This is a genomic window from Streptomyces sp. NPDC046805 (assembly GCF_040645355.1).
In the GTDB taxonomy this organism is placed as follows: domain Bacteria; phylum Actinomycetota; class Actinomycetes; order Streptomycetales; family Streptomycetaceae; genus Streptomyces.
This window is the reverse complement of record NZ_JBEYYC010000007.1, coordinates 120,576-147,553: the sequence shown is the minus strand read 5'-3', so window position 1 is coordinate 147,553 and position 26,978 is coordinate 120,576. Positions and strand designations below refer to the sequence as shown.

The following is a 26,978-nucleotide window of genomic DNA, read 5'->3' as shown; positions in this document are numbered from 1 at the left end:
GATTACCATGGGGAACCGTGTCGTCCTCCACCGCCGCCTCCGGGCTCAGTACTCCGACCGACGTGACCCCGCTGTCCCTGTGCGCGCGCGAGCCGCACGTCCCCGCGGACCGCCTGGTCGCCGAGATGGTCCCGCCGCCGCGCTTCGACTCGGTGCGCTTCGCGACGTACATCCCTGACCCGAACCAGCCCAGCCAGACCGAGGCCATGGGCGTGCTCGAAAGGTTCGCGGGCGGTCTCGGCGGGGCGCACGCGAGCGGCGCCGGAAAGCGCGGGTTCTTCGGGTTCGGGCGTGCCAAGGCGCCGAAGACGCCGGCCGGTCCCCGCGGGGTCTACCTCGACGGGGGGTACGGCGTCGGCAAGACCCACCTTCTCGCCTCCCTCTGGCACGCCACCCCGGCCGAGCCCGCCCTCAAGGCGTTCGGCACCTTCGTCGAGCTGACCAACCTCGTCGGCGCCCTCGGTTTCCAGCAGACCGTCCAGACCCTGTCCGGCCACCGGCTGCTGTGCATCGACGAGTTCGAGCTCGACGACCCCGGCGACACCGTCCTCGTGTCGAGCCTGCTCGGCAAGCTGGTCGACGCCGGTGTGGCGCTCGCCGCCACCTCCAACACCCTGCCCGGCAAGCTCGGCGAGGGCCGGTTCGCGGCCGCCGACTTCCTGCGCGAGATCCAGGGCCTGTCCGCGCACTTCCGCGCCCTGCGCATCGACGGCGAGGACTACCGCCACCGCGGCCTGCCCGAGGCGCCGGCGCCGTACTCCGACGAGCAGGTGACCAAGGCGGCGTACGCGACCGAAGGCGCGTCGCTCGACGACTTCCCGCATCTGCTGGACCACCTGTCCAAGGTGCACCCCAGCCGGTACGGCGCGCTGACCGACGGGCTCACGGCCGTCTGCCTCACCGACGTCCGCCCCGTCCCCGACCAGTCGACGGCGCTGCGGCTCGTCGTCCTCGCGGACCGGCTCTACGACCGCGAGGTCCCGGTGCTGGCCTCGGGGCTGCCCTTCGACCAGCTGTTCAGCGAGGAGATGCTGAACGGCGGCTACCGCAAGAAGTACTTCCGGGCGATATCCCGGCTCACCGCGCTGGCCCGGGACGCCAAGGGACTCGCCGCGGCCCACTAGGGCAACCGGTCACCGCGGGTCAAGGGCCAGTTCCGGCCAGATCACCCGCGCTTTTCACGCTCTCCTCAACACGTAGCGCCGAGTTGACCCTGCAAACGACCTTGCAGGGTTAACGTGGTTCTTGACCATCCATTGACCATTCATTGGTGTGCGCAAGAGGCGCCGGCCGAGGCGTCGACCGTCGGGAGGGGGCGCATGTTCCGCAGAACGACGACGGTGCGGGCAGTCATCCCACTCCTCGCCGCGACTCTCGCCTCCCTCCTCACCCTGCTCGTCCCGCAGTCCTCCGCCGCGCCCGCGGGATCCTTCGCACCCGCGCACACCGTCGGCCAGGCAGCGGCCGACGACCTGCCCGGATTCGATCCCTCCGCGAGTACGGCGCGCCACGGCGCCGACACGTTCCGCGACCTCGACCACTCCGGTCACCCCGGCGGCACTCCGCAGGCCCGCGAGCGCCGCCGCACCACGGCCGCCGGCTGGGAGCATCCCCACCCGGCCCCGGCCCGGGAGGCATCGGCCATACACGCGGCGGACCTGCACGGCCCCTCGCACCACCGCACCGCCAGCCCCTCAAGAGCCCTCTCTCCCGCAGCACTTCAGGTCTTCCGCTGCTGAGCGACGAGCAGTCCCTCCCCCCTCGACTGTCGTGCAAGCCCGACGCGCCGCAGCGGCGCGCCAGGAGGAATCCACAGACCATGCAGCCCCTCATCGACAACGCCCGTACGTTCGGACAACGCCCTGAGGAGTTCGCCGAGCTCGCCCAAGGCCAGTCCCCACAGGTGCTGTTCGTCACCTGCTCCGACTCCCGGGTCGTCCCGGCCCTGATCACGGGTGCCGGCCCCGGCGAGCTCTTCGAACTGCGCACCGCGGGCAACATCGTGCCGCCGTACGCCTCCGAGCACCCCAGCGGCGAGGCGGCCACCATCGAGTACGCCGTGGAGGTGCTCGGCGTCAGCGACGTCGTCGTCTGCGGCCACTCCCACTGCGGTGCCGTCGGCGCGCTGGTGCGCGGCGACGACCTGACCGCCGTACCCGCCGTGCGCGACTGGCTCGCGCGCGCCGAGCCGCGCCCCGCGGGAGCGCCCGAGGACCCGTGCGTCGCCGAGGGCGTCCAGAGCCATGTCCTGGCCCAACTGCTGCGACTGCGCTCGTACCCGTGCGTCGCCAGGAAGCTGGAGCAGGGGCGGCTCACCCTGCATGGCTGGTACTACGAGGTGCACACCGGCGCCGTACGGACGTACCACTCGCAGAGCGACACCTTCGAGGCGCTGTGAGCGGCCCGATGACGACAGCCAGGACAGCGATATCGGCGCGATTGCCCTGGCTCGAACAGGACTTCGCCGCCTCGCTCGTCGTCTTCCTCGTCGCGCTCCCGCTGTGCGTGGGCGTGGCCGTCGCCTCGGGTGTGCCGGCCGAACTCGGCCTGGTCACCGGCATCGTGGGCGGCATCGTCACCGGGCTGATGCGCGGCAGCAGCCTCCAGGTGTCGGGACCGGCGGCCGGTCTGACCGTGCTGGTCTTCGAGGCGGTGCGTGAGTTCGGGCTGCCCGCGCTCGGGGTGATCGTGCTCGCCAGCGGGCTGCTCCAGGTGCTCATGGGCGCCCTGCGGCTGGGGCGCTGGTTCCGGGCCATCTCGGTCTCCGTGGTGGAGGGGATGCTGGCCGGCATCGGCCTGGTGCTGATCGCCGGGCAGCTGTACCCGGTCCTCGCCGCCGAGGCTCCCGATTCGGGTCCCGGCAAGCTGGCCGGGCTGCCCGGGGCGTTCGCGGCGGCCTTCGGGAGCGCCGACGCACTGGCCTCGCTCGCGCTCGGCGCGGGCACGATCGCCGTCCTCGTGCTGTGGCGGCACGCACCCGCGAGGGTACGGACGCTGCCCGGTCCGCTCGCCGCGGTCGGCCTCGCGACCCTGGCCGCCCTGGTCCTCGATCTGCCGGTGGCCACGGTCGAGGTGCAAGGGCTGCTGGGCTCGCTCCAGCCGCCGCCGCTGACCGCCTTCGGCGAGCTCGCGGACGTCGCGGTGCTCGGCACGATCGTCGCGTTCACCCTGATCGCGTCCGCCGAGTCACTGTTCAGCGCGGCGGCCGTGGACCGGATGCACGACGGCCCACGCACCGCGTACGACAAGGAGCTGCTCGCCCAGGGCGCCGGCAACACGGTGTGCGGGCTGCTCGGCGCGCTGCCGATGACCGCGGTGATCGTGCGCAGCGCGGCCAATGTGCGGGCGGGCGCCCGGACCAAGGCGTCCCGCGTGCTGCACGGCGTGTGGCTGCTGCTGTTCGCGGCCCTACTGCCGGACGCGCTCGGCTACATCCCGATCCCGGCCCTCGCGGGCATCCTGGTGTACTCGGGCGCCAAGCTCGTCCCCGTCCGCCAGATCGCGTCGCTGTGGCGCGGGCACCGCGGTGAGGTGCTGATCCTGGTCGTCACGGCCGTGTCGATCGTCGCGGTCAGCATGTTCGAGGGCGTGCTCCTCGGGCTCGCGCTGGCCGTGGCCAAGACGGCCTGGGACGCCTCGCACATCCGGCTGGAGGTCGTCGACAAGGGCGCGGGCCCCGTCGAGGCGCACCTGTCGGGCAACGCGACCTTCCTGCGGCTGCCGAAGATCCTCGACAGTCTGGAGGCGCTCCCCCAGGACCGGCCCGTCCGGCTGGACCTGTCCGGGCTGCACCATCTCGACCACGCCTGCCGTACGGCGCTGGAGGGCTGGGCCGAGCGGCACAGCGCCGCCGGCACCGAGCCGGTGAGGCTCATGGCGGCGTAGCCGCGGCGGACCGGTGTCCGGTCCGGGGCCGGCACCATGGCCCCGGACCGGACACCGGGCATATCGTTGCAGGAGCAGACAAACGAGACCTCTCATGGAGGAGGTCGGGATGCTTCAGGAAGTGGTAGGGGCCATCATCGGCGCGGGTGTTGTCGGCCTGGTGTACCTGGCCGCGGGCGTGCGCGTCATCAAGCAGTACGAACGCGGGGTCGTGTTCCGCCTCGGCCGGCTGCGGGGCGACGTACGCGCGCCCGGACTCGCCCTGATCATTCCCGCGGTGGACCGGCTGCGGAAGGTCAACCTCCAGATCGTGACGATGCCGATCCCCGCGCAGGAGGGCATCACGCGCGACAACGTCACCGTCCGGGTCGACGCGGTCGTGTACTTCAAGGTCGTCGACGCCTCGGCCGCGATCGTCAACGTCGAGGACTACCGGTTCGCCGTCTCCCAGATGGCGCAGACCTCGCTGCGCTCGATCATCGGCAAGAGCGAGCTCGACGATCTGCTGTCCAACCGCGAGAAACTCAACGAAGGCCTGGAGCTGATGATCGACAGCCCGGCCATCGGCTGGGGCGTGCAGATCGACCGGGTCGAGATCAAGGACGTCTCGCTGCCGGACACCATGAAACGGTCCATGGCCCGCCAGGCCGAGGCCGACCGGGAGCGCCGGGCCCGGATCATCAACGCCGACGCCGAGCTCCAGGCGTCCAAGAAGCTGGCGGAGGCGGCCCAGCAGATGGCCGACACGCCCTCCGCGCTCCAGCTGCGCCTGCTCCAGACGGTGATGGCGGTGGCGGCGGAGAAGAACTCCACGCTCGTGCTGCCGATCCCGGTGGAGCTGCTGCGGTTCCTGGAGAAGGGGCAGTCGCCGCCGACGCCGTCGCCCGTCAGCGACGGGACCAACGCTGCCCACATACAGGCCCTGCAGCCGCCCCTTCAGCCCCCGACGCCACGGCCGGGCGGGTGACCTCGGCGGGAGGCACGGGCCCGGTCGGACGCTTCGGCCTTTTCGCAGTCATATCTTCGTACGATGTTCGCTCTTGTACGACGCGTCACCCTCGCCTGCGCCCTGAGCGCCGCCCTCGCCACGCTCGCCGCCTGCGGCACGACCAAAGCCCCGCACGCCGGCCACCCCGCCCCCGCCAAACTCGCCGCTCCGGACAGACCCGCCCCCGGACCTGCCCGCCCGCCCACGCTCGCCCCGGGCAAGGGCGGGCTCACCCCGGTCTTCATGAACGGCCCGCGCACGCGGGGCAAGACCGTCGCCCTCACCTTCGACGCCGACATGACCGCCGACGAGGGGCGGCGTGCTGCCTCCGGCGAGCACTTCGACAACCCGGCGCTCATCACCACGCTGCGCGGGCTGAAGGTCCCCGCCACCGTGTTCATGACCGGCCGGTGGGCCGACCAGTACCCGGCCGAGGCCCGCTCCATCGGCCGCGACCCGCTGTTCGAGGTCGCCAACCACTCCTACAGCCACTACGCCTTCACCGGCGACTGCTACGGCCTGCCGACCGTCTCCGCGGACAAGATGCGGGCGGACGTGGAGCGGGCGTACACCGCCATCCGCAAGGCGGGCGTGCCGCACGCGATGCCGTACTTCCGCTTCCCCGGCGGCTGCTACAACCGGCAGGCGCTGCGCGCGCTGAGCGGTCTGGGCGTCACCGCGGTGCAGTGGGACGTGGTGAGCGGGGACGCGTTCGCGACGGACGCCGACGCCGTCGCCAAGCAGGTGCTGGACGGCGTGAAGCCCGGCTCGGTCGTCGTCATGCACTGCACCCGCAGCGCCGCCCCGACGACGGAGCGGGTGGTGCGCACGGTCGTGCCGGAGCTGCGTAAACGGGGCTTCGAGTTCGTGAAGGTGTCCCAGCTCATCGGGGAGACCGCCGCCCATCGGTGAGGGGCCCGCGGCGCCCCGTAGGGTGGGCTGACGTGAGCCTAGTTTCGACGTCCACCGGTGACAGCCCCTTCCACTCCTCGCGCACGGCGCGTGACGAGGCGCCGCAGTTCGTGCTGCCGCTGGTCGTACGGATCGAGAAGGGGGCGCCGCCCGCCCGTACCGACGCCCCGGAGACCGCCGCCCGGGCCGTGCTCGTCATGCTCAGTGACGAGCGGTCGCTGGGCGAGGGAGAGTGGGCGCAGGCCATGCGGGACTGGGAGGACGCCCGGATCCGGAAGGTGGTGCGGCGGGCCCGCGGGGCCGAGTGGCGGCGGGCCGAGGCGCTGCCCGGGATCACGGTCACCGGGAAGAGCGCGGAGGTACGGGTCTTCCCGCCCGTTCCGCTGGACGGCTGGCCCAAGGACCTGGTCAAGCTGCAGGTGTCCGGCACCGAACTCGACGACCCGGAGCCCCCGGCCGCGCCCGACCCCGCGCAGCCCTTGCTGTGGATCAACCCGGACCTGGACATGTCGGCCGGCAAGACGATGGCCCAGGCCGGCCACGGCGCCCAACTCGCCTGGTGGGAGCTGTCCGACGAGGAGCGGGCCGCCTGGCGGGACGCGGGCTTCCCCCTCGCCGTACGCACGGCCGACCCGGCCACCTGGCGGGAACTCGCGGCCGGATCAGGGCCGTTGGTCCGGGACGCGGGCTTCACCGAGATCGCGCCCGGGCTGACGATCGCGGTCGAGGGGCACGACCGCGTCGGCGCCCTGCGCGATCACGCGCGACGGCCGGTCAGCTGAACCCGGACGCGGCGGCGAGGAGGCGAGGCCGCCGGGCTCGTCGCCGCCTCGCCGGACCGGAGTGAACGGCGCACGTGGGGGACGGTCCGGCCGAGCGGTCCGGGGCGTTGTCAGTGCCAGGGACTACTGTGCCGACATCTGACCGTTTTCCCAGCTCCGGGAGGCTTTCATGACCTCACGTCTCAACCCGTACCTGAGCTTCGGCGGTGACGCCCGGCAGGCGATGGAGTTCTACCGGGACGTCTTCGGCGGCACCCTGACGATGCACACCTTCGGCCAGTTCGGCCACGCGGACGACGCGCAGGCCGACCGCATCATGCACGCGATGCTGGAGACGCCGAGCGGCTTCACCCTCATGGGCGCCGACACCCCGCCCGGCATGGAGCGCCCCTCGGGCAGCAGCATCACGGTGAGCGTGAGCGGCGACGACGATGCCGCGCTGCGCGGCTACTGGGAGAAGCTGTCGGCCGGCGGCTCCGTCTCCATGCCGCTGGAGAAGCAGATGTGGGGCGATGTGTTCGGCATGTGCACGGACCGGTTCGGCGTCCCGTGGATGGTCAACATCGTCCAGCCGCAGTCCTGAAGTCGGCCTGGCCCGCCCGGCGTTCGGGGCAAAAGCGCCGCACCACCCGGTGTGCGCGCATCGCGCCGGGCGGTATGGCCGGCGGTTCCCGATCTCATGTCATCGACACCTCCGCCATGCCAGTAGGCTGTGCCTGCTGCGGCACCCCCACCTTCTTCACGTGTCCCTTACAGGGGCATGGCCGACAGCGGTCGAGTCGTCTCACGGCGTGAGGATGAAACAACAGGTGCTGATAGCGGGCCGGTATCGGCTGCACACGACCATCGGGCGAGGCGCGATGGGGGAGGTCTGGCGGGCGCAGGACGAGATGCTCGACAGAGCGGTCGCCGTCAAGCTCCTGCTCTCCCAGGACTCCGACCCCACCGCCGCCTCCCGCTTCCGTCTGGAGGCCGAGACCGCCGGCCGGCTCAGCCACCCCCACGTGGTCGGCGTCCTCGACTTCGGCGAGCAGGAGGGACGGCTGTTCCTGGTCATGGAGCTGGTCGAGGGCGACAGCCTCGCCCGTGTGCTCTCGGACGCGGGCTCGCTGCAGGCCGACGAGGTGGCCCGTATGGCCGCCCAGGCTGCCGCCGGGCTCGCCGTCGCGCACGAACAGGGCATCGTCCACCGGGACATCAAGCCCGGCAACCTGCTCGTCGACGCCGACGGCTCCGTGAAGATCGGCGACTTCGGCATCGCGCGCTTCGTGGACGACCCGGGCGCCGCGCTCACCGCGACCGGGCAGATCGTCGGAACGAGCCTGTACCTCGCGCCCGAGCGCGCCCTCGGCAAGCCCGCGGGACCGCCGTCCGACGTCTACTCGCTCGGCTGCGTGCTCTACCAACTGCTCAGCGGGCGCCCGCCGTTCCAGGCCGACAACGCCGTCGCGGTCCTCCACCAGCACCTCGACAAGGCCCCCGTACCGCTGCGTGAGCTCGGCGTCGCGCTGCCGCCCGCCTTCGAGAACTACCTGCTCGGTCTCCTCGCCAAGCAGCCCGAGGACCGCCCGACGGCGCGTCAGGCGGCCGAGTGGTTCACCGCGGGTGCCTGGAGAGGACGCCCCGAGCCGCTCCCGGCCGCCGCGCCGTCCGCCGCCTCAAGAGCAGGGGCGCCGCGTACGACCGCGACGGGGACCGGGGCACGGCCCGGGACCGGGGCACGACGCGGGACCGGGACGGGGGCACGGCGCGGGACCGGTGCGCACTCCACGGTCCCCGGCTCCGCATCTTCCGGATCTTCCGGATCCGCCACCACGTACGCGCTCCCGTCGGCCGTCGGCGGCACCGGGCAGTCGCGGTCTACGCGGCGCAAGCAGCGGCCGGGAGTCCGCGACTCCGTCGCGCGCCGGCCGAGAGCGGTGGGCCTCGTCGCCGGAGCGGCGCTCTTCGCCGGGGCGTTGCTGCTCGGCATGGCCTGGTTCTCCCCCGACGACAGCTCGGCGCAGACGCCCCCGACGGACGCGCAGAACACCACGGCTCCCGCCCAGGCGTCGCAGCCGAGCGCACCCGCGGCCACGCCGTCCGGCCCGGCCGCCGTACCGGCCGGCGGCGAGGACGGGGAACACCACGGGGACGGCGGCCCGGGGGCGCGGAACCCCGAGCAGGCGAAGGAGCGCAAGGGCGGGCACAAGGGCGGCAAGGACTGATCCCGGCGCCCGTCCGGCAAAGAGCCCCGGCCTTCACGACGCCGTACTCGCAGTACGCGTCGTGAAGACCGGGGCTTCTTCGTGCCGACAGGCGTTGCCTGCCCGGGTGTTACTTGATGTAGACGAGACCGTCGGTGGTGACGGTGGGACGGCCGCTGGTGCCGACCACGACGATCTTGACGGTGTGCGCGGCACTGCTGGACCACGTCTTGGTCCAGATCGCCTGGCGGTACAGGGTGCTGGTGGACTTCAGGTCCACGGTGCTGACCTTGGTGCCGTCGACGTAGACGTACGCCTGACCGGAGCCGGAGGCGCGGGAGACCACCCAGGCCGCGGAGCGACCGGTGAAGGTCCAGCTGAGGCTCGCGCCCTTGGAACCGCTCGAGTAGGACTTGCCGCCGAGGTAGCTGGAGGAGGAACGGGCGGTCCAGGTACCGGACTTGGTGGCCGAGGTCTCCTGCAGGATCATCGGCGTGTACGACGGCGAGGACGTGCGGTAGTTGCCCGCGTAGTCATAGGCGCGCATCGACCAGGTGGTGGCGGTGCCGGACGCGGCGGTACGGCTGGAGCTGGTGGTGGTCGGGCCGTAGGTGACCGCCGTGGGGGACAGCAGCTTCACCTGGCGCAGGGCCTTGTCGTCGGTGGCCTTCCAGCCGAGGGTGACCGGGACGGCACTGGTGTTGACGGTGCCGCCGCGCAGGGAGAGCTTCGGCGACGTGGTGAAGGTCGGTGCGGTCGTCTCGGCGACGACGTTCAGCGCGGCGCTGGTCGCCGCCTTGCCCGACTGGTGCACGGCCCGCACGGCGACCGTGTGGGTCCCCAGGGGCAGCGTGGCACCGGCGGAGGTGGCCGTACCGGCGGCGGTCGCGACGCTCTTGCCGTCGACCAGGAGCTCGAACTTGGAGATCAGCGAGGCCGGCGTGGTCGCCGTCCAGTGCACCGTGATGGCGCCCTTGGTGTAGTACGTCGAGCCCGACAGGCCCGCGCCGTCCACCGAGGTGGCCTTCAGGCCCTGCACCGGACCGGCCGCGAGAGTGCGGATGGCGGGCAGTTGGGAGTAGAGGGTGTTGCCGGGGCACGCGGTGTTGTAGCCGTCGCGGTGGCCGGAGATGCGCTGGAAGGTGTACTTGCTGCCCGCCGTGAAACTCTTGCCGAGGCCGTTCGTCTGGGTGGCGCCCGCGGTGAGGTCGACCGTGCTGCCCGGGTCGGCGCCGTACTGGCCGAGCTTCCAGGCGGCGATACGGGCGATCGACGTCATCGCGGCGTTCGTGGCGCTGGTCGAGGTGTACTCACCGAGCACCGCGATGCCCGCGGACTCCCGGTTCCAGCCGTAGGTGTGCGCGCCGAGCACGGGCCGGTCGACGCCGCCCTTGCGGCCCTCGAAAATGGTGCCGCACTTGTCGACGAGGAAGTTGTAGCCGATGTCGTTCCAGCCGTTGACCTGCACGTGGTACGCGTAGATGCCGCGCACGATCGAGGCCGAGTCGGCGCACGAGTAGTCGTTGGCCCCGTCCGTGTGGTGCACGAACACGGCCTTCACGTCCGCGTTGTACTCCGACGGGTCGGAGCTGATCGACTCGTCTGCGCCCCATCCGGCACGCGAGGTGATCGGCGGTTCGGGCACGGTGGACGGCGGCGCGGGAGGCACGGACGGCGCGCTGTCCGAGGGGCTCGCGGACGCGCTGTCCGACGGGGCCGCGGAGCCCGAGGCGGTCGGGTCGGCGGACGTGGTGTCGGTCGCTGCGTCCGTCGGCGCGGCGGACGCGGAGTCGCTCGGTGCGGCCGGGTCGGCGGACGTACTGTCCGTGGCGCCCGGGGTCACGTCGGCGGCGAACGCGGCGGGCTCGGACCCGCTGCCGCCGGTCTTCGTCTCGGCGTCGGTCACCACGCCCGGGTCGACCAGGTTGACCTCAAGTCCCTTGGGCAGCGCGCCGGTCGTGCCGTCCTTGCGGACGACCCGGACCTGGACGCCGTCGGAGGCACCGACCCACATCGGCTCGGACGAGCCGCGCATACCGGGGCCGGGATGCTCCACCGGGTCGGCGTTCACCTCCAGGTCGTGCCAGGCGCTCCACTGGCCGCTGTCGCTGCTGCGAGTGCTCACCTGCGCGGTGCCGTGGAGCCGCGTGGCGGCGCCCGTCCAGGAGACACCGAGCATCGAGAACTGCTCGGTGTCCGTGCGCGACAGCTCGCGCTTGTCGGCCGCGGTGCCCTTCAGCGCGAGGTCGTAGACCTTCACCGGCCGCTTGGGCCGGCCACCATCGCCGGAGGGGCTGGCCACCGCGTAGGTCACCACGCCGCCGCCCCCCAGGACCACCGCGCCCAGCGTCAGCCAGGCCCGCCGTTTCATGCTCAACGGTCTATACGCACGTGTCGTACGACGACTCACGAAGAATCCACCCCAAATAGGCCGAAGCAGGCCACAGGAAAAGGTCACTTGAGGCACACCTGTCACACACATGCCCCACCCCTCCAGCGCGCCCCGAGGGGCGAACATCACGGGGAAGCGGCCAATCGTGACGCAGATCACTCACCTCGCGCGATTAACCATGCGCGCGCCGGTCCGAGGGAACCTCAAATCTTGCTCTGAAGGTGCGGTGAGCGAGGTTCGGGCCCGGGCGCCGGGGCGATACCCCGGTCACCTGACGGAGGGGGAACGGTCATGCGGGGACTGGGGACGGGGATCGGCTGGCGGCCGGAGACCGCGGACGCGGTGGAGCGGATGCCGGGCATCGACTGGGTCGAGGTCGTCGCGGAGAACGTGTGCCCCGGGCACCTTCCCGCGTCGTTGCTGCGCCTGCGCGAGCGCGGGGTCACCGTGGTCCCGCACGGCGTCTCCCTCGGTCTCGGCGGCGCGGACCGGCCCGACGCGGGGCGGCTGACGGCCCTCGCCGAGCGGGCGACGGCGCTCGGCGCGCCGCTGGTCACCGAGCACATCGCCTTCGTGCGGGCCGGCGGGCCGCTGACCGCCTCCCCGCGCCTGGAGGCGGGCCACCTGCTGCCCGTGCCGCGCACCCGGGACGCCCTCGACGTGCTGTGCGCGAACGTGCGCATCGCGCAGGACGCGCTGCCCGTGCCGCTCGCGCTGGAGAACATCGCCGCGCTGATCTCCTGGCCGGGAGAGGAGATGACGGAGGGGCAGTTCCTGTACGAGCTGGTCGAGCGGACCGGGGTGCGGCTTCTGATCGACGTGGCCAACCTGCACACCAACCACGTCAACCGGGGCGAGGACCCGGCCAAGGCGCTCGCCGAACTGCCCCTGGAGGCCCTGGCGTACGTGCATGTCGCGGGCGGCGTCGAGCGTGAGGGCGTATGGCACGACAGTCACGCCCACCCCGTCCCGCAGCCGGTCCTCGACATCCTGACCGACCTCGCCGCTCGCGTCGCACCGCCCGGGGTCCTGCTGGAGCGGGACGACAACTTCCCCGAACCGGCCGAGGTGGAAAGGGAGTTGATACGGGAGACAGCGGCCATTCGGGAGGCGGTCGCGGCGGGCGCCGCGCTCCGACGCGTCGACGACGACCCCGCGCCGCGGCCGGTCGCCCCGCCGCCCCAGCCACCCGCCGCTGAAGCAGCCGCCGAGACGGCCACGGAGACGGTCACCGAGACCGTCAGGGAGCGGCTCGGTCTCGCGCAGGCCGCGGTGCTGTCCGCGCTGGTGGCCGGCACGCCCGTGCCCGAGGGGTTCGACCGGGTGCGGATGGGCGTACAGGCGCGGGCGCTCACCGTGAAGCGGGCGCAGGTGGTGGCCCAGGTCGCACCCGAGCTGCCGGAGATCCTGGGCGAGGGATACCGGCCGATGTTCCTCCGGTACGCGCAGGGGCAGCCGATGACCGGGGGATACCGACGGGACGCGCTGGACTTCGCCGGGCGCCTGCTGGCCGAGGGGCGGCCCCAGGACGCGGCCGTACGGCGGGAGTTGCGGGAGTGGTGGCTGGACCGGTCGGGGCCGATGCCGCGTTCCCGGCGGCCGGTCGTCCGGGTCGCCCGAGCGGCACGGAGGGCGCTGGCGCGGAGGGGGTGACGGGTGCTGCCGGGAGGACATGACGGGCGCCGTCAGGGCACGCGCACCGCGCAGTACGATGCCCATCCCGCACCCATTCGACAGCACCCTTGCGTGCGGTGCCGCAAGCAGGAGGCACCATGCGACCGCGTCCCCCGATCAAGGGCCGAGGCATCTTCAGCGGTACCGGGATCCTCGTCACCGGCATGGCGGCCACCGTCGTCGCGCTGCTCTTCCCGATCTGGTCGTACGCCGACCGCTCCGGGTCGGCCGGTGCGGACGTGCTGAACGCCCCGACCGTGGCGACGCCGTACGGTCCGCTTTCCCCGCAGGACCGGGACTTCGTCACCAAGGTCCGGCTGGCCGGGCTGTGGGAGCTGCCCGCCGGTGAATTGGCGGAGCAAAGGGGCACCACCGAGGCCGTACGCACCGCCGGGCGGCATCTCGTCGACGGCCACACGTCCCTGGACGCGCATGTGCGCGACGTGGCGTCCCGGCTCGGTCTCGCGCTGCCCAACGAGCCCACTCCGCAGCAGAAGCAGTGGCTCGCGAGCCTCCGCGCGGCGCGCGGACGGGACTTCGACCGCGAGTTCGTGGGTATCGTGCGGCTGGCGCACGGCAGGGTCTTTCCGGTGGTCGCCCAGATACGGGCGAGCACCCAGAACTCCCTGGTGCGCGACCTCGCCGACGACGCCAACGACACCGTGCTGGACCACATCAAGGTCCTGGAGGCCACGGGATACGTCGACTTCGCCGCGCTGGCAAGGGAGTTGGCGGCAACCGGCGCCCCGTCGGCGGCCAACTCCCCCGTGCCCGCCGTCGATCCGAGTGCGGCGATCCCGGTGACCCCGTCCGCGTCGCCGAGCTACCCACTGCCACCGGCGGCGTTCAGCCCGCCCCCACAGCAACCTTGAAACGGCGCCGAGCCCAAGAAGGCGACCCGATACCGCAACCAACTAATTGGCCAACCCCCGCGGCGAGCAACCACGTCCGCGAGAGCGGCGGCGGTTTAGCCGCAAAATACGGAACGTCACATACCGGCAACACTCCGTCCGGATGCTGAACAAGGCATGGCGTTTCCCAGACCGCTGGCATAGAAACGCGTCATGTTCTGGGTCCTTCTCCTGCTGCTGGCCTGGGCGGTCGCCGGTACGGCGTGTACGCGACTGTGTCTGGCCGCCGTACGCGCGGCAGCCGTCGACACCGGCGCCCCGGCCGCGGGCCGCGAGCACGATCTGACGCTGTACGAGGCGGCGTTCCTGTCGGGCGGCCCCGCGCGCGTGGCCGAGCTCACCATGGTCTCCATGGCGCGGCAGCGGCGGCTGCTGCTCGCGCACACCGGCTGGGCGACCGTCGTCGACCCGCGCGGCCGGGACGACATGGAGCGGTCGGTGATAGGGGCGATCGGACCGGAGGGGCAGTCCCGGATAGCGCCGGTGCGAGCGGCCGCGGCGGGCGCGGACGCCGTGCGGCGTCTCGCCGAGGGACTGGTGCGGGCGGGCCTGGCGGTGCCCGACGGGGCTCGTACGACCGTGGCGTCCGGGATCCGCCAGGTGCGGGCCGCCGCCGTGGGCGTGGCCGCGCTGGGCGTGGCGGCGCTGCTGATGCCCGCTCAGACCGAGATGCCGCGCCACCTGGTGGCCCTGTGGTTCACGCTCCCGCTCACCCTGACCCTGAGCTGTCTCGCGATCACCCGCGTCGAGGTGCAGCCGTACGCGCGCTGGGCCTCCCCCGCCGGGCAGCGGCTGCTCGGCGCGCTGACGCGGCGCACCACCGGTGACGGCGACGACCGTACGTACCTCACCTCCGTCGCCGTACGCGGCATCCGCGCGATCGGCGAGCCCGAACTGCGCGCGGCCCTCACACACCGCGACCAGCCCTGGCGGGAGTGAGCGCACTCCCAGGGGGCGCACAGGGAGTATTGACGCCGACACCGGCGGGCGGTGCTTGCCTTCGTCAACCGCCGGACGAACCATCCCTTTTGTCGCCAGCGTGCACCGAAGGGATATGCGATGAGAGCTGCCGCCCTCTACTCGGCCGCCGGGTCCTTGCTCCTGACCACCCTCACCGCCGCCTCGGCGGGCAGCGCACCGGACACGCCGGCTGCCCTGCGGGCGGCGGCCGAGGTGCGCGGCACCGCGGTGGCCGCCGAGCGCGCCCGCGCCGCCGGCATCGACTTCGGCACGTGCCCGGACGATCAGCCGTCGGACATCCTCGAGTGCGGCACGGTGTCCGTCCCGCTGGACTACACGAGGCCGCGGGGCAAGCAGATCGAACTGACCGTCAGCCGGGTGCGGGCCACCCACACGGACCCGCGCAACAGCAAGCGCAGGGTGCCCCGCCAGGGTGCCCTCGTCTACAACCCGGGCGGTCCGGGCGCCTCCAGCATGGAGTTCCCGCTGGTCGGCCGGGTGGCCGAGTGGAAGCGGATCGCGGCCTCGTACGACCTCGTCGGCTATGCCCCGCGCGGGGTGGGCCGCTCGGCGCCGCTGTCCTGCAAGGACCCGAAGAACTTCTTCAAGGCGCCCTCCCAGGCGCCGACGCACCCCTCCGAGGCGTACAAGAAGAAGCGCATCGCGGAGGCGAAGGCCTACACGCGCGGCTGCGCCGAGCGGTCCGGAAAGGCACTGCAGTACTACAACTCGCTCAACAACGCCCGCGACCTGGACGTCCTGCGCGCCGCGCTGCACGAGGAGAAGCTGACCTTCATGGGGGCCTCGTACGGCACCTACTTCGGGGCCGTGTACGCGACGCTGTTCCCCTCGCACGTGCGGCGGATGGTGCTGGACTCGGCGGTGAACCCGGACCCCGCGCAGATCTGGTACCGCAACAACCTGGAGCAGTCGGCCGTCTTCGAGAGCCGCTGGACGGACTTTCGCGAGTGGGTCGCCCGGCACCACGACGTGTACGGGCTCGGCGACACGGCCGCCAAGGTGCAGCACTCCTACGACACGGCACGGTCGCGGCTGGCCAGGAAGCCCGCGGGCGGCAAGGTCGGGCCCGAGCAGCTGCAGGGCGCGTTCCTGGCGGCCGGGTACTACGACGACCTCTGGCCGAACCGCGCCGAGGCACTGTCGGCGTACCTGAAGGGCGACGCGGAGCCGCTGGTGCGGCTCGCCTCGCCGAGCCCGGAGACGGCCACCGACGCCGAGAACAGCAGCGCGGTCTACACCGCCGTCGAGTGCAACGACGCCCCCTGGCCGACGGACTGGAAGGTGTGGGACCGCGACAACACGCGGCTCGCGCGCGTGGCGCCCTTCGAGACCTGGGACAACGTCTGGATGAACCTGCCGTGCGCCTACTGGCCGGCGCCCCGGCAGCAGCCCCTCGACGTCCGCACCGCGCCCGGTGAGCTGCCTCCGACGCTGATCCTGGCGGCCGAGCGGGACGCGGCCACGCCGTACGACGGAGCTCTGGAGATGAACCGGCGGTTGGGCGGTTCGGTCCTGGTGACCGAGCGGGACGCCGGGACGCACGGCATCGCGGGCGGCCCGAACCAGTGCGTCAACGCGCACCTGGAGGCGTACCTGCTGGAGGGACGCCTCCCGGTGCGGCGCGCGACCTGCTCACCCCACCCGGAGCCGAAGCCGGAACCGAAGACGAAGCCGACGACGGATGCGAAGGCGGATCCGAATGCGGATACGAAGGCACCGGGTGGCGCCGACGACCGGCAGGCCCTGCGGGATTCGATGAAGGGCAAGGCCGAACGGGGCTGAGCAGGCCGAGCCGCAGGACTGGTCGGGCTGAGCAGACTGGTCAGGCGAGGCCCGCGACGAGGTCCCCGATGTCCTTGCGGCGGCCCGTGTAGAACGGGACCTCCTCGCGGACGTGCCGGCGGGCCTCGGAGGCACGCAGGTGGCGCATGAGGTCGACGATGCGGTACAGCTCGTCGGCCTCGAAGGCGAGGATCCACTCGTAGTCGCCCAGCGAGAACGAGGCGACCGTGTTGGCGCGCACGTCCGGGTAGCCGCGGGCCATCTTGCCGTGGTCGGCCAGCATGCGGCGGCGGTCCTCGTCCGGCAGCAGGTACCAGTCGTAGGAGCGCACGAAGGGGTAGACGCTGACGTAGTCGCGCGGCGTCTCGTCGGCGAGGAACGCCGGGATGTGCGCGCGGTTGAACTCGGCCGGGCGGTGCAGCGCCATGTTCGACCAGACCGGCTCCAGCGCGCGGCCCAGCTTCGTGCGACGGAAGAGGTTGTACGCCTCCTGGAGCTGGTCGCTCGTCTCGGCGTGCCACCAGATCATGACGTCGGCGTCGGCGCGCAGGCCGGAGACGTCGTACGTGCCGCGGATGGTCACGCCCTTGGCGGCGAGCTGGTCGAACAGCTCCTGGACCTCGTCGGCGTAGCCGGAGCGGTCCTCGGGCAGCACGTCCTTCAGCTTGAAGACCGACCACAGGGTGTAGCGGATGACCTCGTTGAGGTCCTTGGCCAGCTTGCCCTTGTTCGGGATCCTGCCGGACTCGGGGGTCGCGGTGGTGGAGGCGTCGTCACTCATGGTCCCTATTCTCCCGCTCCGCCGTGCAGACTCTGCACCGGGTGGGCCGTGAGTTCCTCCACTCCCTCCAGGTCACCGCCGAGCTGATCCACCGCCGCATACGCGCTCGCGATGCACGCCGGGATGCCGACGCCGTCGTACACGGCGCCGCAGACCGCGAGGCCCGGCAGCTTGGCGACGTGCTCGCGGATGCGGGCCACGCGCGCGTGGTGGCCGACGGGGTACTGGGGCAGGCCGTCGGTCCAGCGGGTGACGCGGGTTTCGAGGGGCGCGCTGTCGAGGCCGGTGGCCGCGCGCAGGTCGCGGCGCGAGACGTCCACCAGGTCGGCGTCCCCGCGGCCGAGGATCTCCGTCTCGCCGTACCGCCCCACGGAGGTGCGCAGCACGACCACGTCCGGGTCCTGGTCGGCGATCCAGCCCCACTTCTGGGAGGCGAAGGTCGACGCCTTGATCGTGCGTCCGTCGACGGGCGGGACGAGGAAGCCGCTGCCCTGCGGGAGGTCGAGGCCGGCGCGGCGGTAGGCGAGGGTGACCAGGGCCATGGAGGCGTACTCGACGGCGGCGAGTTCGGCTGCGGCGGCGGGCGCCTCGGGGCGCAGGAGACCGGCGGCGGCCGCTGCGGGCAGCGCGACGACGACGGCGTCGGCCCGCAGCACGCGGCTCCCGGCGACGATCCGCCAGCCGGCGCCCTGCGGCTGCGCCGTCCTGCGCAGCTCCGTCACCGGCGCCCCGGTCAGGATCTCGCCCCCACGGGCCCGCACCGACTCGGCGACCGCGAGCGGGAGTTGGCTCACACCGCCCTCGATGCCCATGAAGACCGGGCCGGTCAGCTGCCGGGCGGCCGCCTTCTCCTGGATGGCGCGGACCGCCTCCGTGAGCGAGTCGTGGGCCTGCGCGGCCTCGAAGAGCTGGGGAACGGCCGAGCGCATCGAGATGCGGTACGCGTCGCCCGCGTAGACCCCGCCCAGGAGGGGCTCGACCAGACGGTCGACGACCTCGCGGCCGAGGCGGGCCGCCACGTACTCCCCCACGGCCACGTCGTCCCCGACCTCCGTGCGCGGCAGGTCGGCGTCGCGCTCGATGCGGGCGAGCCCCTCGTCGGAGAGGACGCCGGTGAGGGCGGCGGCGGTGCCGGGGACGCCCATCACATGCCCCTTGGGCATCGGGCGCAGGGCACCGCGGGTCCAGATCGACGCCGTCGCGGTGCCCGGCGGCTGAAGACGCTCGGCCAGGCCCACCTCACGCGCGAGAGCCACGGCCTCGGGGCGCCGGGCGAGCATCGACTCGGCCCCCAGGTCGACGCGCACCCCCGCGACCTCGCCGGGCAGCAGCTTGCCGCCGACCCGGTCGGACGCCTCCAGCACGGTCACGCTCGCCCCGCGCCCGAGCAGCCGATGCGCGGCGGCCAGCCCCGCGACACCGGCCCCGATGACGACGACGTGCCCCATGCTGCTGCCCTCTGCGCTCATGCCCCCACTCTCTCAAACCGGACCGACAGCCCGGCTCGCCCCGCACCGGCGCCGCTGCGTCGCCGTATCCGCCGTGTCCGCGGTGTCCGCCGTGAGTCCGGACCGTGACCGCATCGGGACCGTTTTCGGCCAACGTTCGGGGCGGGTCGCGCGTCGAAAGAACGTCAGTCGTCACGACCTCTGGGGGTACCGCCACCATGCGCGCACGACATTCCGTACGACCCGCCCGGGCCCTGGCCGGGACCCTGCTCGCCGCCTCGCTCGCTCTCGCCGGGTGCAGCAGCGCCGACTCCGGGGGCACCAGCTCCGACAAGGCCGCCGCGGGGCCGGCCGCCCAGGAAGGGGCGGGCAGCGCCGGCGGCGGCATGCCGGGCGGCGGCAGGGCAGGCGACGGCAAGGCCGCCAAGGCGCCCCGGCTCACCACGAGCAGCATCATCCGCACCGCCTCCCTGAGGGTGCGGGTCAAGGACGTCCCCACGGCGCTGGACGACGCCCGTGCCGCGGCCGAGGACGCGGGCGGCTACGTCGGCGACGAGAACACCCTCCGCGACTCCGACGGCCACGAGCGCACCCGCATCGTCCTGCGCGTCCCCGGCTCCGCGTACGACAAGGTCCTCACCGACCTCCAGGGCGCGGGCAAGCTGATCAGCCGCACCGCCAAGGCCACGGACGTCACCGACCAGGTCGTGGACGTGGAGAGCCGCATCAAGTCGCAGCGGGCGAGCGTGGCCCGGATCCGCGCGCTGATGGACCGGGCGACCAAGCTCGGTGACGTGGTCACGCTGGAAGGGGAGTTGAGCCACCGCGAGGCCGACCTGGAAGCGCTGCTCGCCCAGCAGGCGTCCCTGAAGGACCGCACCGACCTGGCCACCATCACCCTCACCCTGTCCGAAACGCCGGTGAAGAAGGCCGCGAAGGACGACGACCCGAGTTTCCTGGACGCGGTGTCCGGCGGCTGGCACGCCTTCGTCACCATGCTGCGCTGGATAGCCCTGGTCCTGGGCGCCGTAGCCCCCTTCGCCGCGCTGGCGGCCCTCCTCGCGCTGCTGTGGCTGCGGGTCGTACGCCCCCGCCTGACGCGCCGCGCCCCCTCCGCATCCGCTCCCGCCCCCACGTCCACGCCCACCATCCAGCCGTACCCCCGACCCCAGCCCAGCGCCGAGGAGGGCCGGACGGACTGAAATGCCCTGTGCCCGTAGCGTGTTCACATGGGCATCGGCATGAAACGACTCGTCGTGATCGGTGGCGACGCCGCGGGGATGTCCGCGGCGTCGCAGGCGCGCCGGATGCGGGACCCCGGCGAGCTGGAGATCGTGGCGTTCGAGCGCGGCCACTTCACCTCCTACTCCGCGTGCGGCGTCCCGTACTGGGTCGGCGGTGACGTCCCGGACCGGGAGGAGCTGATCGCGCGCTCGCCCGAGGAGCACCGCGCGCGGGGCATCGACGTACGGCTGTGCACCGAGGTCACGGAGATCGACGTGGACCGGCAGCGGGTACGCGCGCGTGACGTCGATTCCGGTGCCGAGTCCTGGACGTCGTACGACGATCTCGTGATCGCCACCGGCGCCCGCCCCGTCCGTCCGGACCTGCCGGGCATGGACGCCCCCGGGGTACACGGCGTGCAGACCGTCGACGACGGCCAGGCCCTGCTGGACAGCCTGGCGCGCACCGACGGGCGTCGGGCGGTCGTCGTCGGGGCGGGCTACATCGGCGTCGAGATGGCGGAGGCGCTCCTCCGGCGCGGCTACGAGGTGACGGTCGTCAACCGCGCCTCGGAGCCGATGTCCACGCTCGACCCCGACATGGGCCGCCTGGTGCGCCGCGCCATGGAGGGCATGGGCATCACGATGGTCGACGACGCCGAGGTCACCAAGCTGCTCGTCGGGCCGGACGGGCGCGTGCGCGCGGTGGCCACGGAGGACGCCGAGTACCCGGCGGACGTGGTAGTGCTGGGCATCGGCGTACGACCCGAGACCGCCCTCGCACGGGCCGCGGACCTCCCGCTCGGCCGGTACGGCGGGCTGCTCACCGACCGCGCGATGCGGGTGCGCGGGCACGAGAACATCTGGGCCGGCGGCGACTGCGTCGAGGTCCTCGACCTGGTCTCCGGACAGGAGCGGCACATCGCCCTCGGCACCCACGCCAACAAGCACGGCCAGGTCATCGGCACCAACATCGGCGGCGGTTACGCCACCTTCCCGGGCGTGGTCGGCACGGCGGTGAGCAAGGTCTGCGAGCTCGAGATCGCGCGCACCGGCCTGCGCGAGAAGGACGCGCGCCGGGTCGGCCTGCAGTACGAGACGGTCACGATCGAGTCGACCAGCCGGGCGGGCTACTACCCCGGCGCCTCCCCCATGACCGTGAAGATGCTCGCCGAGCGCCGCACGGGCCGCCTCCTCGGCGTCCAGATCGTCGGCCGGGAGGGCGCGGGCAAGCGGGTCGACATCGCCGCCGTGGCGCTGACCGCGCGGATGACGGTGGAGGAGATGACCGCCCTGGACCTGGGCTACGCCCCGCCGTTCTCCCCCGTGTGGGACCCGGTGCTGGTGGCGGCCCGCAAGGCGACGGCAAAGGTGCGCGAGGCCGGGTGACGCCAGGGCGCCCGGCGCGCCGCCCAGGTCGCCCAGGTCACTCAGATCACCCAGGTCGCCCGGGAGTGCCTACGCCGTCCCGCTGATCCTCGGCAGCGAGGTCAGCGACGTGCTGGACGTCACGGCCGCCGGCTGCTCCCCGGCCGGCTTGGCGTGGGCGGCGGACGCCCGGTTGGACCGCAGCCGGTGGCTGACGGCCTCGTCGAGCGTCACCGGCCGCTGCCTCTGCGAGGCGAGCCGTCCCGCCTCCTGGCCGAGCCGTGCGACGTCCTCCCAAGGGAGCCGCACGACAAGGGAGATCTCCGCCTCGCCGTCGGGCAGGGCCTGCATCGCAGGAGTGACTCGGTCGTTCATGGCCTGGTCCTCACGTCGGTTGCGGAGCCGCGTCGGTCGAGGAGACATACGCGCACGCGCCCCTCGGCGTTCACCGGTTCGATCGCCGGATCGCGGGCACTACTCCTGTGTGGTCATCCCCGTCCATGACATCAACCCGGTACGACGCACCCCGTGGGTGACGTACGCACTCATCGCCGCCAACGTCCTCGTCTTCCTGGCCACGCCCGGCATGGGCGGTTCCGTGGCGGGAGCGGGCCACCTTGCCCAGTTGTGCCATCTCCAGGCCTTCATGGACCACTACGCGGCCGTCCCCCGTGAGTTGATCCACCATCAGATGCCCCGGCTGGTCCCGACCGGTGGCACCGGGGTGGGCCCGCACGGACCGGGCTGTGTGGTGGGCCCGGCCGCCTACGCCAAGTCGCCGCCGCTGTCGGTCTTCACGGCGATGTTCGTGCACGGCGGCTGGCTGCACCTGCTCGGCAACATGCTCTTCCTGCTGATCTTCGGCAACAACGTGGAGGACCGGATGGGCCACATCCGGTACTTCCTCTTCTACGTCGTCTGCGGCTACGCGGCGGGCTACGGCTTCGCGCTGCTCAACGCCGACTCGGGCGACCCGCTGATCGGCGCGTCCGGGGCGATCGCCGGAGTGCTGGGCGCCTATCTGGTGCTGTATCCGCGGGCCCGGGTCTGGGTGCTGGTCCCGTTCCTGGTCTTCCTGCCGCTGCGGCTGCCCGCCTGGCTGGTGCTGGGCTTCTGGTTCGGGCTGCAGGCGGTGTACTCGTCCGGCCACGGCGTCTCCGGCACCGGAACGGTGGCGTACGCGGCGCACGTCGTCGGCTTCGTCGTCGGCATGCTGATCGCCTGGCCGCTCAAGCCCGGCACCCCGCCCCCGCCGGAACCGCGCCGCCTGCTGTTCGGCAGGCGGGCCCGGCCCCGGCACACGTGGTGAGTCAGCGGGCGGTCTGCGTGTGGACGTACTCGGTGAGGCGGGTCAGCGCATCGGGGTCGGTGTTCGGCATGACGCCGTGGCCGAGGTTGAAGACGTGGCCCTCCAGGCCGGCGGCCGCGTCCAGGACCTCGCGGGTCTTGGCCTCGACGGCCTCGGTGCCGGCGAACAGGACGGTCGAGTCGAGGTTGCCCTGGAGCGCCTTGCCGGGGCCGACGCGGCGGGCGGCCTCGTCCAGCGGGACGCGCCAGTCGACGCCGACGACGTCCGCGCCGGCCTCGCCCATGAGGCCGAGCAGCTCACCGGTGCCGACACCGAAGTGGATGCGCGGGACGCCGTACCCGGCGACGGCCTCGAAGACCTTGGCGGAGGCGGGCAGCACCGAGCGGCGATAGTCGACGGGGGCCAGGGCGCCGGCCCAGGAGTCGAAGAGCTGGACGGCGCTCGCACCCGCCTCGATCTGCACCTTGAGGAAGGCGGCCGTGATGTCGGCGAGGCGGTCGAGCAGGTCGGCCCACAGCTCGGGGTCGCCGTACATCATCGCCTTGGCGTTCTCGTACGTGCGCGAGGGACCGCCCTCGATCAGATAGCTGGCCAGCGTGAACGGGGCGCCGGCGAAGCCGATCAGCGGGGTCGCGCCGAGCTCGCGCGTGAGCATGCCGATGGCCTCGGTGACGTAGGAGACGTCCTCGGGCGTGAGGTCGCGCAGCTGGGCGAGGTCGGCGCGGGTACGGATCGGGCGCTCGACGACCGGGCCGACACCGGGCTTGATGTCGAGGTCGACCCCGATGGCCTTGAGCGGTACGACGATGTCGCTGTAGTAGACCGCCGCGTCCACGCCGTGCCGGCGCACGGGCTGGAGCGTGATCTCGGTGACCAGCTCGGGGCGCGTGCAGGACTCGAGCATCGGGATGCCCTCGCGCACCTTGCGGTACTCGGGCAGGGAGCGGCCGGCCTGGCGCATGAACCACACCGGGGTGTGCGGTACGGGCTCGCGCCGGCACGCCTTGAGGAAGGCGCTGTCGTACGTCGCTGTCGGCTGCTGGCCCGAAGGGCTTCCGTTGGCACTCACGACGAAAAGTCTCGCACGACACGCGAGCCGGACCGCCCGCGCCCATACCCGCGCCGTTAAGGGTGTCTCTCCCTGCGCGAAGCCACCGTTCCCCTTAATCTTCCCCGCATGGCTGCGGCTCAGGGACGACTGTCGGACGGCGCTGGCGGGATGGACGACGCGAAGGAGACGGGGAAGGCGGACCGGCATACGGACAGTTCGGCACCTCCGGCGTTCCGGGCCGCGGTCGAGGCGCTCAGGACCGCGCGGCTGCGGCCGCAGATCGAGGTGGATCCGACACCGGCCCCCAAGCGGCTGGCCCCCTTCGCGTACGCGCTGGAGGCGGTGGTCGTCGACGGCGACCAGGACCTGGCCGACGGGCGTCTGATCCTGCTGCACGAGCCCGACGGGCACGACGCGTGGCACGGCGCCTTCCGGCTCGTGACGCTGGTGCGCGCGGAGCTGGAGGCGGAGATGGCGGCCGATCCGCTGCTGCCCGAGGTGTGCTGGTCGTGGCTGACGGGCGCGCTCCAGACGCGCGGGCTGTCGTACGGCGAGCCGAGCGGCACGGTCACGCGCGCGAGCTCGCACTACTTCGGCGGGCTGGCCGCGCGCCCCGCCGCGTCGCAGATCGAGATCCGTGCGTCCTGGACGCCGCGCGAGGGCCTGGGCGGCGTGCCGGACACCGCGGCCCACCTGGCGGCCTGGTGCGACCTGCTGGCTCAGGTCGCGGGTCTGCCGCCGGCGGCGCCGGGTGACGCGTCGGTGGTGACTCTGCCGCAGCGCAGGGGACCGCAGTCCCGCTGACACGCACGCCCGCCGGATCGATCACCAACCATTGACCATCTCTTTGTCGATACGGCCACTTTCGATCCCGTAAGCGCACGCGCTCGAACCGACATGTGCACTCGCTCGAACCGATTCGATCTTCGGATGATCGATCGCGTGTCCGAATTGCTCGGATAAGTACTCACCAGATCGTGATCATTCTCTAAAGGCGGACGGGTTTGGTGCCGAAGACGACTGTGACCTTGAAAGCACGGTTCGCCCCGGCTTCATCCCCAGAGCCGGCCCCCCGACCCGCCCCCCAGGAGGCCTGGTGTCCGTTCTCCTCGAGCAGCCCGCAAGCCTGGTCGCCTACCGCCCGAACAAGCCGACCGCCATGGTGGTCGTGGCCGACCCGCGCGTCCGCTCCACCGTCACCCGCCATCTGTGGGCGCTCGGTGTGCGCGATGTCATCGAAGCCTCGTCCATCGCGGAGGCTCGTCCCCGCATCGGCAACCCCCGCGACATCTGCGTCGCCGACGTCCACCTGCCCGACGGCTCCGGCCTGACCCTTCTGTCCGAGACCCGTGCCGCGGGCTGGCCCAACGGGCTGGCGCTGTCCGCGGCCGACGACATCGGTGCCGTGCGCAACGCCCTGGCCGGCGGGGTCAAGGGCTACGTCGTCACCGGCACCCGTACGAACATCGGGCTCCCCACCCGACCCGGCGCCGCCCCCATCGGCTCCGCCGCCGCCCGTATGCACCGCCGCCCCCCGGGTACCCCGAGCCACCCGGGTGGCTACCGCGAGCTGTCCGGCCGCGAGGTCGAGGTGCTGCGCCTGGTCGCGGAGGGCCAGTCGAACAAGGCGATCGGCGTCTCGATGGGCCTGTCCGCCCTGACCGTCAAGAGCCACCTCGCCCGCATCGCCCGCAAGCTCGGCACCGGTGACCGCGCCGGCATGGTCGCCGTCGCGCTGCGGACCGGAATCATCCACTGAACACCGATCATGAGCAGGTCATTTCACGGACCTGGCTCGTTGCCATTTCACCGACCTGACTGGTTTACGACCTCGGACCCCCGTCGGCGGAACGTTCCGTCGACGGGTGCTGTCCACACACAGATACCCTTGACATGTGACCGACGCCCAAGAGACCGCAGCCGACCTGCCACTGCGCACCCCCGGAGGTACCCCTCCGGACGACGGCGGATCTCCTGCGACAGGAGTGCCGGTCCCGCTGCTCGAACCCCGTGAGGGCATCCCGCCCGTGATCGCCGACGAGGCCGCGCTGGCCGAGGTGATCGCCGCCTTCGCCGCCGGCTCCGGCCCCGTCGCCGTCGACGCCGAGCGCGCCTCCGGTTACCGCTACGGCCAGCGCGCCTACCTCGTGCAGCTGCGCCGCGAGGGCGCGGGCAGCGCGCTCATCGACCCCGTCGCCTGCCCCGACCTCTCCGGCCTGCACGAGGCGCTGTCCGGCGTGGAGTGGGTGCTGCACGCCGCCACCCAGGATCTGCCCTGCCTGCGCGAGATAGGCATGGTGCCCAGCCGCCTGTTCGACACGGAGCTGGCGGGGCGGCTCGCCGGATTCCCGCGGGTCGGCCTCGGCGCGATGGTCGAGAACGTCCTCGGCTTCGTCCTGGAGAAGGGCCACTCCGCCGTCGACTGGTCGACCCGGCCGCTGCCCGAGCCCTGGCTGCGCTACGCCACCCTGGACGTCGAGCTCCTCGTCGATCTGCGGGACGCGCTGGAGAAGGAGCTGGACCGGCAGGGCAAGCTGGAGTGGGCCCTGCAGGAGTTCGCCGCGATCGCCTCGGCCCCGCCGCCGGAGCCCCGCAAGGACCCCTGGCGCCGTACGTCCGGCATGCACAAGGTGCGCCGGCGCCGGCAGCTCGGCGTGGTGCGGGAGCTGTGGCAGACGCGGGACCGGATCGCCCAGCGGCGCGACGTGTCGCCGGGCAAGGTGCTCGGGGACGCCGCCATCGTCGAGGCAGCGCTGTCCGTGCCGTCCAACGTGCACGCGCTCGCCGCGCTGAACGGCTTCGGCCACCGGATGGGGCGCCGCCAGCTGGAGCAGTGGCAGGCCGCGGTGGACCGCGCCAAGGCACTGACGGAGTCCGCGCTGCCGCAGCCCGGTCAGCCCGTCACGGGACCCCCGCCGCCGCGCGCCTGGGCCGACAAGGACCCCGCGGCCGCGGCCCGGCTCTCGGCGGCCCGCGCCGCGGTGTCGGCACTGGCCGAGCAGCTCGCCATGCCGCAGGAGAACCTGATCGCTCCGGACACGGTGCGGCGCGTGTGCTGGGAACCGCCGTCCGCCGACCCGGAAGCCGTCGCCGCCGCCCTGGTGGGCTACGGCGCTCGGCCCTGGCAGGTGGAGCTGGTGACGCCGCTGCTCGTCACCGCGCTGGCGGCCAAGGACGCCTAGGCACCCCCGTCGGCACACGGACCCGCGCCCCCCTTGGAGCGCGGGTCCCTTGATGTGACCTTCGCCGCTCCCCGGGGTAGGGGTGTGCAGCTACGTTACCGACAAGTAGCATGAGCCTGAGCG

The 26,978-nt window shown here is 72.6% G+C and carries 24 protein-coding genes; 19 read left to right on the top strand and 5 right to left on the bottom strand.

The window, feature by feature from the left end; genetic code table 11:
• Positions 1–17: 17 nt before the first annotated feature.
• From zapE to ABZ910_RS10375, 9 genes are all read left to right on the top strand, one after another.
• Complete coding sequence (gene zapE / locus ABZ910_RS10415) at positions 18–1,124, top strand: cell division protein ZapE (RefSeq protein ID WP_361361643.1); 1,107 nt, start codon at positions 18–20, stop codon at positions 1,122–1,124.
• Positions 1,125–1,319: 195 nt separating this feature from the next.
• Positions 1,320–1,739, top strand: coding sequence for a hypothetical protein (locus ABZ910_RS10410; protein ID WP_361361641.1), 420 nt, complete (start codon positions 1,320–1,322; stop codon positions 1,737–1,739).
• 80 nt (positions 1,740–1,819) lie between these two features.
• Positions 1,820–2,398, top strand: coding sequence for a carbonic anhydrase (locus ABZ910_RS10405; protein WP_361361639.1), 579 nt, complete (start codon positions 1,820–1,822; stop codon positions 2,396–2,398).
• Between the two features lie 8 nt (positions 2,399–2,406).
• The gene (locus tag ABZ910_RS10400) at positions 2,407–3,885 is read left to right on the top strand and encodes a SulP family inorganic anion transporter (RefSeq protein ID WP_361361637.1); all 1,479 of its coding nucleotides are present in this window, start codon (positions 2,407–2,409) and stop codon (positions 3,883–3,885) included.
• A gap of 109 nt (positions 3,886–3,994) precedes the next feature.
• Positions 3,995–4,852 carry a slipin family protein gene (locus ABZ910_RS10395; RefSeq protein ID WP_361361635.1) on the top strand — a complete coding sequence of 286 codons (858 nt, stop codon included), beginning with the start codon at positions 3,995–3,997 and terminating at the stop codon, positions 4,850–4,852.
• A gap of 63 nt (positions 4,853–4,915) precedes the next feature.
• Positions 4,916–5,785 (top strand): polysaccharide deacetylase family protein, encoded by an 870-nt coding sequence (locus tag ABZ910_RS10390; protein WP_361361633.1) that lies wholly within the window; start codon positions 4,916–4,918, stop codon positions 5,783–5,785.
• A 32-nt stretch (positions 5,786–5,817) separates the two neighbouring features.
• Positions 5,818–6,567, top strand: coding sequence for a peptidyl-tRNA hydrolase (locus ABZ910_RS10385; RefSeq protein WP_361361631.1), 750 nt, complete (start codon positions 5,818–5,820; stop codon positions 6,565–6,567).
• Positions 6,568–6,736: 169 nt separating this feature from the next.
• The gene (locus tag ABZ910_RS10380) at positions 6,737–7,150 is read left to right on the top strand and encodes a VOC family protein (protein ID WP_361361629.1); all 414 of its coding nucleotides are present in this window, start codon (positions 6,737–6,739) and stop codon (positions 7,148–7,150) included.
• Between the two features lie 226 nt (positions 7,151–7,376).
• Complete coding sequence (locus ABZ910_RS10375; protein WP_361361818.1) at positions 7,377–8,774, top strand: serine/threonine-protein kinase; 1,398 nt, start codon at positions 7,377–7,379, stop codon at positions 8,772–8,774.
• A gap of 109 nt (positions 8,775–8,883) precedes the next feature.
• On the opposite strand, the gene ABZ910_RS10370 is transcribed toward ABZ910_RS10375, so the two are convergent.
• Complete coding sequence (locus tag ABZ910_RS10370; RefSeq protein WP_361361628.1) at positions 8,884–11,124, bottom strand: peptidoglycan recognition protein; 2,241 nt, start codon at positions 11,122–11,124, stop codon at positions 8,884–8,886.
• Between the two features lie 312 nt (positions 11,125–11,436).
• Here ABZ910_RS10370 and ABZ910_RS10365 point away from each other — a divergent pair, with 312 nt between their 5' ends.
• The 4 genes from ABZ910_RS10365 to ABZ910_RS10350 all read left to right on the top strand — a co-directional run bounded on the left by ABZ910_RS10365 (position 11,437) and on the right by ABZ910_RS10350 (position 16,493).
• Entirely contained in the window at positions 11,437–12,798 is a 1,362-nt protein-coding gene (locus ABZ910_RS10365) for a DUF692 domain-containing protein (RefSeq protein ID WP_361361626.1), read from the top strand.
• Positions 12,799–12,917: 119 nt separating this feature from the next.
• The gene (locus ABZ910_RS10360) at positions 12,918–13,691 is read left to right on the top strand and encodes a DUF4142 domain-containing protein (RefSeq protein ID WP_361361624.1); all 774 of its coding nucleotides are present in this window, start codon (positions 12,918–12,920) and stop codon (positions 13,689–13,691) included.
• Between the two features lie 192 nt (positions 13,692–13,883).
• Positions 13,884–14,669: a TIGR04222 domain-containing membrane protein gene (locus ABZ910_RS10355; protein ID WP_361361622.1), complete on the top strand. Its 786-nt coding sequence runs from the start codon at positions 13,884–13,886 to the stop codon at positions 14,667–14,669.
• Positions 14,670–14,789: 120 nt separating this feature from the next.
• A complete protein-coding gene (locus ABZ910_RS10350; protein WP_361361620.1) occupies positions 14,790–16,493 on the top strand; it encodes an alpha/beta hydrolase in 1,704 nt (567 codons plus the stop codon).
• A 40-nt stretch (positions 16,494–16,533) separates the two neighbouring features.
• On the opposite strand, the gene hemQ is transcribed toward ABZ910_RS10350, so the two are convergent.
• Positions 16,534–17,274: a hydrogen peroxide-dependent heme synthase gene (hemQ, locus tag ABZ910_RS10345; protein ID WP_361361618.1), complete on the bottom strand. Its 741-nt coding sequence runs from the start codon at positions 17,272–17,274 to the stop codon at positions 16,534–16,536.
• A gap of 5 nt (positions 17,275–17,279) precedes the next feature.
• Positions 17,280–18,743: a protoporphyrinogen oxidase gene (gene hemG / locus ABZ910_RS10340; protein ID WP_361361616.1), complete on the bottom strand. Its 1,464-nt coding sequence runs from the start codon at positions 18,741–18,743 to the stop codon at positions 17,280–17,282.
• A gap of 197 nt (positions 18,744–18,940) precedes the next feature.
• On the opposite strand from hemG, the gene ABZ910_RS10335 reads away from it, so the two are divergent.
• Both ABZ910_RS10335 and ABZ910_RS10330 read left to right on the top strand, forming a co-directional pair.
• Positions 18,941–19,924, top strand: a complete 984-nt coding sequence (locus ABZ910_RS10335; RefSeq protein ID WP_361361614.1) for a DUF4349 domain-containing protein — start codon at positions 18,941–18,943, stop codon at positions 19,922–19,924.
• A 27-nt stretch (positions 19,925–19,951) separates the two neighbouring features.
• Positions 19,952–21,334, top strand: a complete 1,383-nt coding sequence (locus tag ABZ910_RS10330) for an FAD-dependent oxidoreductase (protein ID WP_361361612.1) — start codon at positions 19,952–19,954, stop codon at positions 21,332–21,334.
• 69 nt (positions 21,335–21,403) lie between these two features.
• Here the strand turns inward: ABZ910_RS10330 and ABZ910_RS10325 are convergent, their stop codons facing one another.
• Complete coding sequence (locus tag ABZ910_RS10325; RefSeq protein ID WP_361361610.1) at positions 21,404–21,688, bottom strand: hypothetical protein; 285 nt, start codon at positions 21,686–21,688, stop codon at positions 21,404–21,406.
• A 109-nt stretch (positions 21,689–21,797) separates the two neighbouring features.
• Here ABZ910_RS10325 and ABZ910_RS10320 point away from each other — a divergent pair, with 109 nt between their 5' ends.
• The gene (locus ABZ910_RS10320; protein ID WP_361361608.1) at positions 21,798–22,622 is read left to right on the top strand and encodes a rhomboid family intramembrane serine protease; all 825 of its coding nucleotides are present in this window, start codon (positions 21,798–21,800) and stop codon (positions 22,620–22,622) included.
• Between the two features lies 1 nt (position 22,623).
• On the opposite strand, the gene hemE is transcribed toward ABZ910_RS10320, so the two are convergent.
• Complete coding sequence (hemE, locus tag ABZ910_RS10315) at positions 22,624–23,691, bottom strand: uroporphyrinogen decarboxylase (protein ID WP_361361606.1); 1,068 nt, start codon at positions 23,689–23,691, stop codon at positions 22,624–22,626.
• A 108-nt stretch (positions 23,692–23,799) separates the two neighbouring features.
• On the opposite strand from hemE, the gene ABZ910_RS10310 reads away from it, so the two are divergent.
• The 3 genes from ABZ910_RS10310 (at position 23,800) to ABZ910_RS10300 (ending at position 26,855) form a co-directional block, all read left to right on the top strand.
• Positions 23,800–24,477 carry a DUF3000 domain-containing protein gene (locus ABZ910_RS10310; protein WP_361361604.1) on the top strand — a complete coding sequence of 226 codons (678 nt, stop codon included), beginning with the start codon at positions 23,800–23,802 and terminating at the stop codon, positions 24,475–24,477.
• 292 nt (positions 24,478–24,769) lie between these two features.
• Positions 24,770–25,432 (top strand): response regulator transcription factor, encoded by a 663-nt coding sequence (locus ABZ910_RS10305; RefSeq protein ID WP_055698706.1) that lies wholly within the window; start codon positions 24,770–24,772, stop codon positions 25,430–25,432.
• Between the two features lie 136 nt (positions 25,433–25,568).
• A complete protein-coding gene (locus ABZ910_RS10300) occupies positions 25,569–26,855 on the top strand; it encodes a ribonuclease D (RefSeq protein WP_361361602.1) in 1,287 nt (428 codons plus the stop codon).
• Positions 26,856–26,978: the final 123 nt, after the last annotated feature.

Bases quoted from the DNA above. Each gene is read 5' to 3' on its own strand.
- hemQ (WP_361361618.1), bottom strand. From the start codon at position 17,274: ATGAGTGACGACGCCTCCACCACCGCGACCCCCGAGTCCGGCAGGATC.
- ABZ910_RS10405 (WP_361361639.1), top strand. From the start codon at position 1,820: ATGCAGCCCCTCATCGACAACGCCCGTACGTTCGGACAACGCCCTGAG.
- ABZ910_RS10355 (WP_361361622.1), top strand. From the start codon at position 13,884: ATGTTCTGGGTCCTTCTCCTGCTGCTGGCCTGGGCGGTCGCCGGTACG.
- ABZ910_RS10310 (WP_361361604.1), top strand. From the start codon at position 23,800: ATGGCTGCGGCTCAGGGACGACTGTCGGACGGCGCTGGCGGGATGGAC.
- ABZ910_RS10370 (WP_361361628.1), bottom strand. From the start codon at position 11,124: ATGAAACGGCGGGCCTGGCTGACGCTGGGCGCGGTGGTCCTGGGGGGC.
- ABZ910_RS10325 (WP_361361610.1), bottom strand. From the start codon at position 21,688: ATGAACGACCGAGTCACTCCTGCGATGCAGGCCCTGCCCGACGGCGAG.
- ABZ910_RS10365 (WP_361361626.1), top strand. From the start codon at position 11,437: ATGCGGGGACTGGGGACGGGGATCGGCTGGCGGCCGGAGACCGCGGAC.
- ABZ910_RS10395 (WP_361361635.1), top strand. From the start codon at position 3,995: ATGCTTCAGGAAGTGGTAGGGGCCATCATCGGCGCGGGTGTTGTCGGC.
- ABZ910_RS10400 (WP_361361637.1), top strand. From the start codon at position 2,407: ATGACGACAGCCAGGACAGCGATATCGGCGCGATTGCCCTGGCTCGAA.
- hemG (WP_361361616.1), bottom strand. From the start codon at position 18,743: ATGAGCGCAGAGGGCAGCAGCATGGGGCACGTCGTCGTCATCGGGGCC.
- ABZ910_RS10360 (WP_361361624.1), top strand. From the start codon at position 12,918: ATGCGACCGCGTCCCCCGATCAAGGGCCGAGGCATCTTCAGCGGTACC.
- ABZ910_RS10335 (WP_361361614.1), top strand. From the start codon at position 18,941: ATGCGCGCACGACATTCCGTACGACCCGCCCGGGCCCTGGCCGGGACC.
- ABZ910_RS10350 (WP_361361620.1), top strand. From the start codon at position 14,790: ATGAGAGCTGCCGCCCTCTACTCGGCCGCCGGGTCCTTGCTCCTGACC.
- ABZ910_RS10330 (WP_361361612.1), top strand. From the start codon at position 19,952: ATGGGCATCGGCATGAAACGACTCGTCGTGATCGGTGGCGACGCCGCG.
- ABZ910_RS10410 (WP_361361641.1), top strand. From the start codon at position 1,320: ATGTTCCGCAGAACGACGACGGTGCGGGCAGTCATCCCACTCCTCGCC.
- ABZ910_RS10380 (WP_361361629.1), top strand. From the start codon at position 6,737: ATGACCTCACGTCTCAACCCGTACCTGAGCTTCGGCGGTGACGCCCGG.
- ABZ910_RS10390 (WP_361361633.1), top strand. From the start codon at position 4,916: ATGTTCGCTCTTGTACGACGCGTCACCCTCGCCTGCGCCCTGAGCGCC.